General features: G+C 72.3%; 5 protein-coding genes and 1 pseudogene. 2 read left to right on the forward strand and 4 right to left on the reverse strand.

Translation table 11 applies throughout. The features are described from left to right. From AB0J52_RS24680 to purS, 4 genes and pseudogenes are all read right to left on the reverse strand, one after another. Positions 1-447: pseudogene (locus AB0J52_RS24680) on the reverse strand (hypothetical protein); the annotation flags it as partial. Continuing rightward, positions 444-1,124, reverse strand: a complete 681-nt coding sequence (gene purQ / locus AB0J52_RS24685; protein WP_500184521.1) for a phosphoribosylformylglycinamidine synthase subunit PurQ — start codon at positions 1,122-1,124, stop codon at positions 444-446. The pseudogene AB0J52_RS24680 and the gene purQ, both read right to left, overlap by 4 nt. Before the next feature lie 119 nt (positions 1,125-1,243). After that, positions 1,244-1,942, reverse strand: coding sequence for an ATP-binding protein (locus tag AB0J52_RS24690; protein ID WP_500184523.1), 699 nt, complete (start codon positions 1,940-1,942; stop codon positions 1,244-1,246). 349 nt (positions 1,943-2,291) lie between these two features. Then, positions 2,292-2,534 carry a phosphoribosylformylglycinamidine synthase subunit PurS gene (gene purS, locus AB0J52_RS24695; protein ID WP_199486321.1) on the reverse strand — a complete coding sequence of 81 codons (243 nt, stop codon included), beginning with the start codon at positions 2,532-2,534 and terminating at the stop codon, positions 2,292-2,294. A 102-nt stretch (positions 2,535-2,636) separates the two neighbouring features. On the opposite strand from purS, the gene AB0J52_RS24700 reads away from it, so the two are divergent. Next, entirely contained in the window at positions 2,637-4,250 is a 1,614-nt protein-coding gene (locus AB0J52_RS24700; RefSeq protein WP_500184526.1) for a hypothetical protein, read from the forward strand. Positions 4,251-4,400: 150 nt separating this feature from the next. Further along, positions 4,401-5,609 (forward strand): TRAFAC clade GTPase domain-containing protein, encoded by a 1,209-nt coding sequence (locus AB0J52_RS24705; protein WP_500184529.1) that lies wholly within the window; start codon positions 4,401-4,403, stop codon positions 5,607-5,609. The last annotated feature ends 22 nt before the right edge of the window (positions 5,610-5,631 follow it).

A 5,631-nucleotide genomic window follows, 5' to 3' on the forward strand; every position in this document is an offset into this window, starting at 1 on the left:
CTCGGGCGCGCGGCCCGCGGCCGAGCCGCCGTGCGGCACCGCGAGCGGCCCGGACGCGCCGGACCGCGGGGCGGGCGCGCCGGGAGCCGGGTGCGGCTCGTCGAGGCCGGGGACGGGCACGCCGCCGGCCTCGTCGCGCATGGCGCGGACGAGGTCGGGGTCCGGGGTGGCGGGGGGCGGGGGCAGCGGGGTGTCGTCGGACGCCTCGTCCTCGGACGCGGCGGGCCGCTCCCCGGGGACCTGCTCGTCACCCGGGGCGCCGGGCAGGGGCTCGGCCGAGGGCGCGGCGTCGGCCTCGTCCACGACCGCCTTGAACGCCTGCGTCACCGAGGGGTCGACGGGCTGCAGCTCGGGGTCGTCGGAGTCGTCCTTGAGGTCGGCGAACCATTCGAGGGTGGCCTCCTCCTCGTGGCTCGCGCCGGACTTGTCGGGGCGCTGCTCGCTCATGCGTTGACCAGTCTCTTGACGATCGAGGTGAAGAAACCGAGGCCGTCGGCGGACGGCCCGGTGAGGGACTCCACGGCGTGCTCGGGGTGCGGCATGAGGCCGACCACGTTGCCGGCCTCGTTGGTGACGCCCGCGATGTCGTTCTGCGAGCCGTTCGGGTTGACGTCGAGGTAGCGCGCCACGATCCGGCCGGAGGCCTCCAGCTCGGCGACCGTTTCGTCGTCGGCGACGTACCGCCCGTCCGCGTTCTTGATCGGGATCACCACCTCCTGGCCGGACCGGTACTCGGTGGTCCAGGCCGTGTCGGCGTTGTCCACGCGCAGCCGCTGGTCGCGGCAGACGAAGTGCAGGCCGGCGTTGGGCAGCAGCGCGCCCGGCAGCAGGTGCGACTCGCAGAGCACCTGGAAGCCGTTGCAGATGCCGAGCACCGGCAGGCCCCCGCGCGCGGCCGCGACCAGTTCGGTCATGATCGGCGCGAACCGGGCGATGGCGCCCGCGCGCAGGTAGTCCCCATAGGAGAACCCTCCTGGCAGCACCACCGCGTCGACCCCCTGGAGGGTGTGGTCGACGTGCCACAGCGAGACCGGTTCGGCTCCCGCGAGCCGGACGGCGCGCGCGGCGTCACGGTCGTCGAGAGAACCTGGGAAGGTGATGACCCCAACCCGGGCAGCGTCCATCTCTTGTCATTCCTCCGAAATGAGGGCGGCCGGGACGGGCGGTTTCCAGCCCGAGGCTGCGGCTGTCGCCGCCGTCGACTCCCGCACGCGCGTCACAATCCCCCCGCGCGTGTCCCAATCTACCCGGCGCTGCGCGCGAGGCGGTGCTCCAGTCGTCGGATCAGCGCCTCGTCCCGCCAGGTCAGCCGCTTGTGCATCTGGACGACGGTGCCCCGGTCGGGAGCGGATTCGATGCTCAATTCGTCGACCAGGGCCCGCATGATCCTAAGTCCGCGTCCTGACTCGCGCAAAGCGTTCGGGGCGAATGGGCCTGAGGCGTCGAAGCGTCCGCCGTCGAAATGCCCGGGCGCGTCGAACGTCCCAGAAGGCTCACAGGTCCCGGCCGAGCCGGGGAGATCGAAAGACGCGGGCGCCCCGGCGGGATCGAAAGACGCGGCGGCCTCGGGGGGCGCGAAGGGGCCGGGGGCCTCGGCGGGGGCGAAGGGCCCGGGGGCGTCGGAGGCGAAGGAGCCTGGGACGCCGGAGGGTGCTGCGGCGACGGTGACCGGGCCCGCGGACGGGGCGGCCGCCGGCCTGGAACCCTGCCCCCGGTCGAGGATCCGCAGCAGGCAGACGCCGCCGGCGACGTGGCCGGCCACCTCGTAATCGGCGGAGTCGCGGGCGTGCTGGACGACGTTCGTGCACGCCTCGGATGTGGCGACGAGGATGTCGGACACGCAGTCCTCGGAGACGCCGAGGCCCCGCAGCGCGTCGCCGACGACGCGTCTGACGACGGGGATGCTCAGGGCCTCGCGGGGCAGCGCGAGGGAGAACTTCATGTCCACCGGGCACCTCGGTCCGTCCTCCGGGAGGTGTCCCCGCCGTGGACGGATTCAGCCCCGGAGCGCGCTCGCTGGCAACATCTCAACTCATGTAAGGCTTCCCCGGTGAAAAGCACCGTAATCGCCAGGGTGTGGGGTCTTTACGTGAACTGCGGATGAGGTGAAGAAAAAGACTGATCGACCCGGCGGAAACCCGCATTGTGGAACGCGCCACATCTGCGGCCCGGCCCGTCCCGACCGTGACGGAACGCCCAGCGGGACGGTTACCGGTCAGACCGGCCGGGACGCCTCGAACGCGCTGCGGACGCCGAGGTCAGCGTGCGCGCCCCGGAACCAGCGGGGGAGGTCAGAGCGCGTGGACCTCGAAGGTCTCGATGACCGGGTTCGCCAGCAGGGTCTCCGCGATCTTGCGGACCTCGGCGAGCGCGGCCTCGTCGGCCGGCCCGTCCAGTTCCAGCTCGAACCGCTTGCCCTGGCGGACGGCCGCCACGCCCTCGAACCCCAGCTGCGGGAGCTTGCGGGCGATCGCCTGGCCCTGCGGGTCCAGGATTTCCGGCTTGAGCATGACGTCGACGACGACGCGCGCCACGGCCGCCCCCCTCATTGATCTGCGCCTACCTACGAAAGTGAAGCGTACGGCACCATGGCAGGGCACATGTCGCAAGGCCCGCCCTCGTCCCCCGGAGCGCCCATGAAGATCGAGGAGTTGTCCCCGTCAGAGCGCAGGCTGTGGGAGGCGTTCCCGCGCGGCGAGGCCGTGGACCTGAGCAACGGCGACCCGACCGTCAGCGACCAGATCGCGCACTGGGGCCCGGACCGGATCGTCCGGGCGGAGGTGCTGGTGGCGCTGCTGCTCGGCGCGGTCGAGCCCGCGCCCGGCCAGGTGCCCGGGGTGCGGCTGACGGGGGCGCGGATCACCGGGTCGCTGAACCTGGGGCACGCGCAGGTGTCGGTGCCGCTGGCGCTGACCGGCTGCGTTTTCGACGAGGCGCCGCACCTGTACTGGGCGCAGATGAACAGCGTCCACCTGATGCGCTGCCGGCTGCCGGGGCTGGTCGCGTCCGGCACGCGGATCGACGGGCACCTGTGGTTGGAGGGCAGCCGCGTCCACGGCGGACTGTGGCTGGACGGGGCGCACATCAGCGGCATCCTCAACATGTCCGGGGTGTACCTGACCAACCCGCAGGGGGACGCGCTGCTCGCCGACCGGATGCTGGTGGACGCCAACGTCTACTGCGACCGGGGCTTCACGGCCCAGGGCGAGGTGCGGCTGCCGGGCGCCCGCGTCGGCGGCCAGCTCATCTTCCGGGAGGCGCGGCTGCACAACCCGGGCGGCGTCGCCCTCTACGCGTCCCGGCTGGACGTCGCGGCGAACGTGTTCTGCGACGGCGGCTTCTCGGCGCAGGGCGAGCTGCGGATGCGCGGCGCGCGCGTCGGCGGCTACCTGTCGTTCGTGGGCGCGGAGCTGTCCCACCCGTCCGGGACGGCCCTGAACGCCGACGACCTGGGCGTCGAGACGGACGTCTACTGCTCCGAGGGCTTCTCCGCCGACGGGACGGTGTCGTTCGCCGGGGCGCGCATCACCGGCCAGCTCAGCCTGCGCGGCGCGCGCCTGGGCGTCGGCGAGGGGACGGCGCTCAGCCTCCAGCGCCTGCAGGCCGAGGAGGTCCTGCTGCGGCCGACCGAACCCGTCCGGGGCACGGTCGACTTCTCGTACGCGAAGATCAGCCTGTTCCGGGACGACCCGGCGACCTGGCCCGAGCGCCTCCAGCTGGACGGCTTCCAGTACGACAACCTCGACCCGGCCCTCAACGCGCGCCAGCGCCTGGACTGGCTGCACCGCGACTCCGACGGCTACGCCCCGCAGCCCTACGAACGCCTCGCCACCGCGTACCGGACGCTCGGCCTCGACGCCGACGGGCGCACCGTCCTGCTCGCCAAGTCCCGCGACCGGCGCGCCTCGCAGGGCCCGGCGCGCAAGGCGATCGGCTGGCTGCAGGAGATCCTGGTCGGCTACGGGTACCTGCCGTTCCGCGCGGCGTCCTGGCTGATCGGCCTGATCATCTTCGGCTCGGTCTACTTCCACTTCCGGCACCCGCACGCCCTGGACACCGGCCAGAACCCGCACTTCAACTCGTTCTGGTACACGATCGACCTCATCCTGCCGATCGGGAACGTCGGCCTGACCACGGTGTACGCGCCGAAGGGCGGCGACCAGTGGGTCGCCTACACGATCTCCATGCTCGGGCTCATCCTCGGCTTCACCGCCGCCGCCGGCATCACCCGCGCGCTGTCCCGGGAGTGACGATCTTCGCGTGGCGCTCCCGCCACGCATAGTGACCGCATCCGGACAATCCCGGGCGGGACGGGAGGCCGGGCGGGCACCATCCTCCCCTAGTCGCACGTGTCGTCACGGCCCGGCGATCCGTCCCATCCGTCCCTGGGGAGCGGTCTGATGCGGGATTTCAACGTGGTGACGCTCGGCGAGCCCGACTCCGGCAAGACGGTCTTCATGGCCGCCATGCACGAGATGCTCGGCAACAGGGCCGTGGACGACAGCACCCACCGGGTGTTCGTGCGGGCGCCGATGGGGACGCGGTCCAGCCTGGTCAAGACGTACGCGCGGATCGTGAACCCCGACCTCGACTGGGACCCCGGCACCGACCGGAAGGTGTACCAGGAGGTCCCGTTCACCGTCGTCGCGCGCGGGCTCGACCAGACGCTCGCCGACCTGTTCCGGGTCCGCTACGTCGACTACTCCGGTGAGCGGATCACCACCGAGTGGATGGACGAGAAGCAGCGGCGCTTCGAACGGCACCTGCGCGAGGCGCACGGCGTGCTCGTCGCCCTCGACGGCGCGAAGGTGCTGTCGCTGCTGGACCGGCAGGAGCTCGGCCGCCGCTACCTGTACGAGGACCTGAAGATGGTGCTCGGCGCGGTGCGCGAGACCACCGCCCGCGCGCCGGTGCACTTCATGATCACCAAGTGGGACCTGTTCGAGCGCCGCCGGCTCGGGCTCGGCTTCGTCAAGGGCGAGCTGCTGAAGGCCAGCGACGACCTCGCCGGGGTCGTCGGCAGCAGGCTCCGCTCGGCCAGCCCGACCGCCACGATGCGGCTGATCCCGGTCAGCTCGCTCGGCCGCGACTTCGTCCGCCCCGAGCCGTCCGAGGACGGCTACCTGCGGATGTTCAAGACCAGCGGCCGGGTGCGCCAGCTCAACGTGGACGTCCCGCTGCTGTCGCTGCTGCCCGACTTCTACTCCCAGTACATGGAGGAGCTCGGCGCGGGCGGGCGGACCGGGTTCAAGCGCGTGCTGCGCCGCTGGCACAAGCGCGCCGGCGAGGTCTTCCCGCCGGTCGCGCGGGCGGCGGGCGACGTGACCGCCGAGCGGCTCACCGAGGGCAAGGAACTGGAGTCCTACGTCGAGCGCATCCTGCTGAAGTCGCTGGTGGACGGCCTGATGTCCCGGTTCGGCAGGCGGCCCGACCGGCTGGACGTGCGGCCCGAGGTCGTCCGCGGCCTCCCGAACAACGTCCAGCTCGCCGTGCAGGCCGCCGTCCAGCACATGGCGCTGCGGCTGGAGGCGTTCGAGCAGACCTACCCGGAGTCCGAGCTCACCCTCGCCGACCTGGACGACCTCGCCCGGACCATGGAGCCCGAGTGAGCGGCGGCTCCGGGGCGCCCGC

Source organism: Spirillospora sp. NPDC049652 (genome assembly GCF_040675125.1).
Taxonomy (GTDB): Bacteria; Actinomycetota; Actinomycetes; order Streptosporangiales; family Streptosporangiaceae; genus Spirillospora.

Bases quoted from the DNA above. Each gene is read 5' to 3' on its own strand.
- purQ (WP_500184521.1), bottom strand. From the start codon at position 1,124: ATGGACGCTGCCCGGGTTGGGGTCATCACCTTCCCAGGTTCTCTCGAC.
- AB0J52_RS24690 (WP_500184523.1), bottom strand. From the start codon at position 1,942: ATGAAGTTCTCCCTCGCGCTGCCCCGCGAGGCCCTGAGCATCCCCGTC.
- AB0J52_RS24700 (WP_500184526.1), top strand. From the start codon at position 2,637: ATGAAGATCGAGGAGTTGTCCCCGTCAGAGCGCAGGCTGTGGGAGGCG.
- AB0J52_RS24705 (WP_500184529.1), top strand. From the start codon at position 4,401: ATGCGGGATTTCAACGTGGTGACGCTCGGCGAGCCCGACTCCGGCAAG.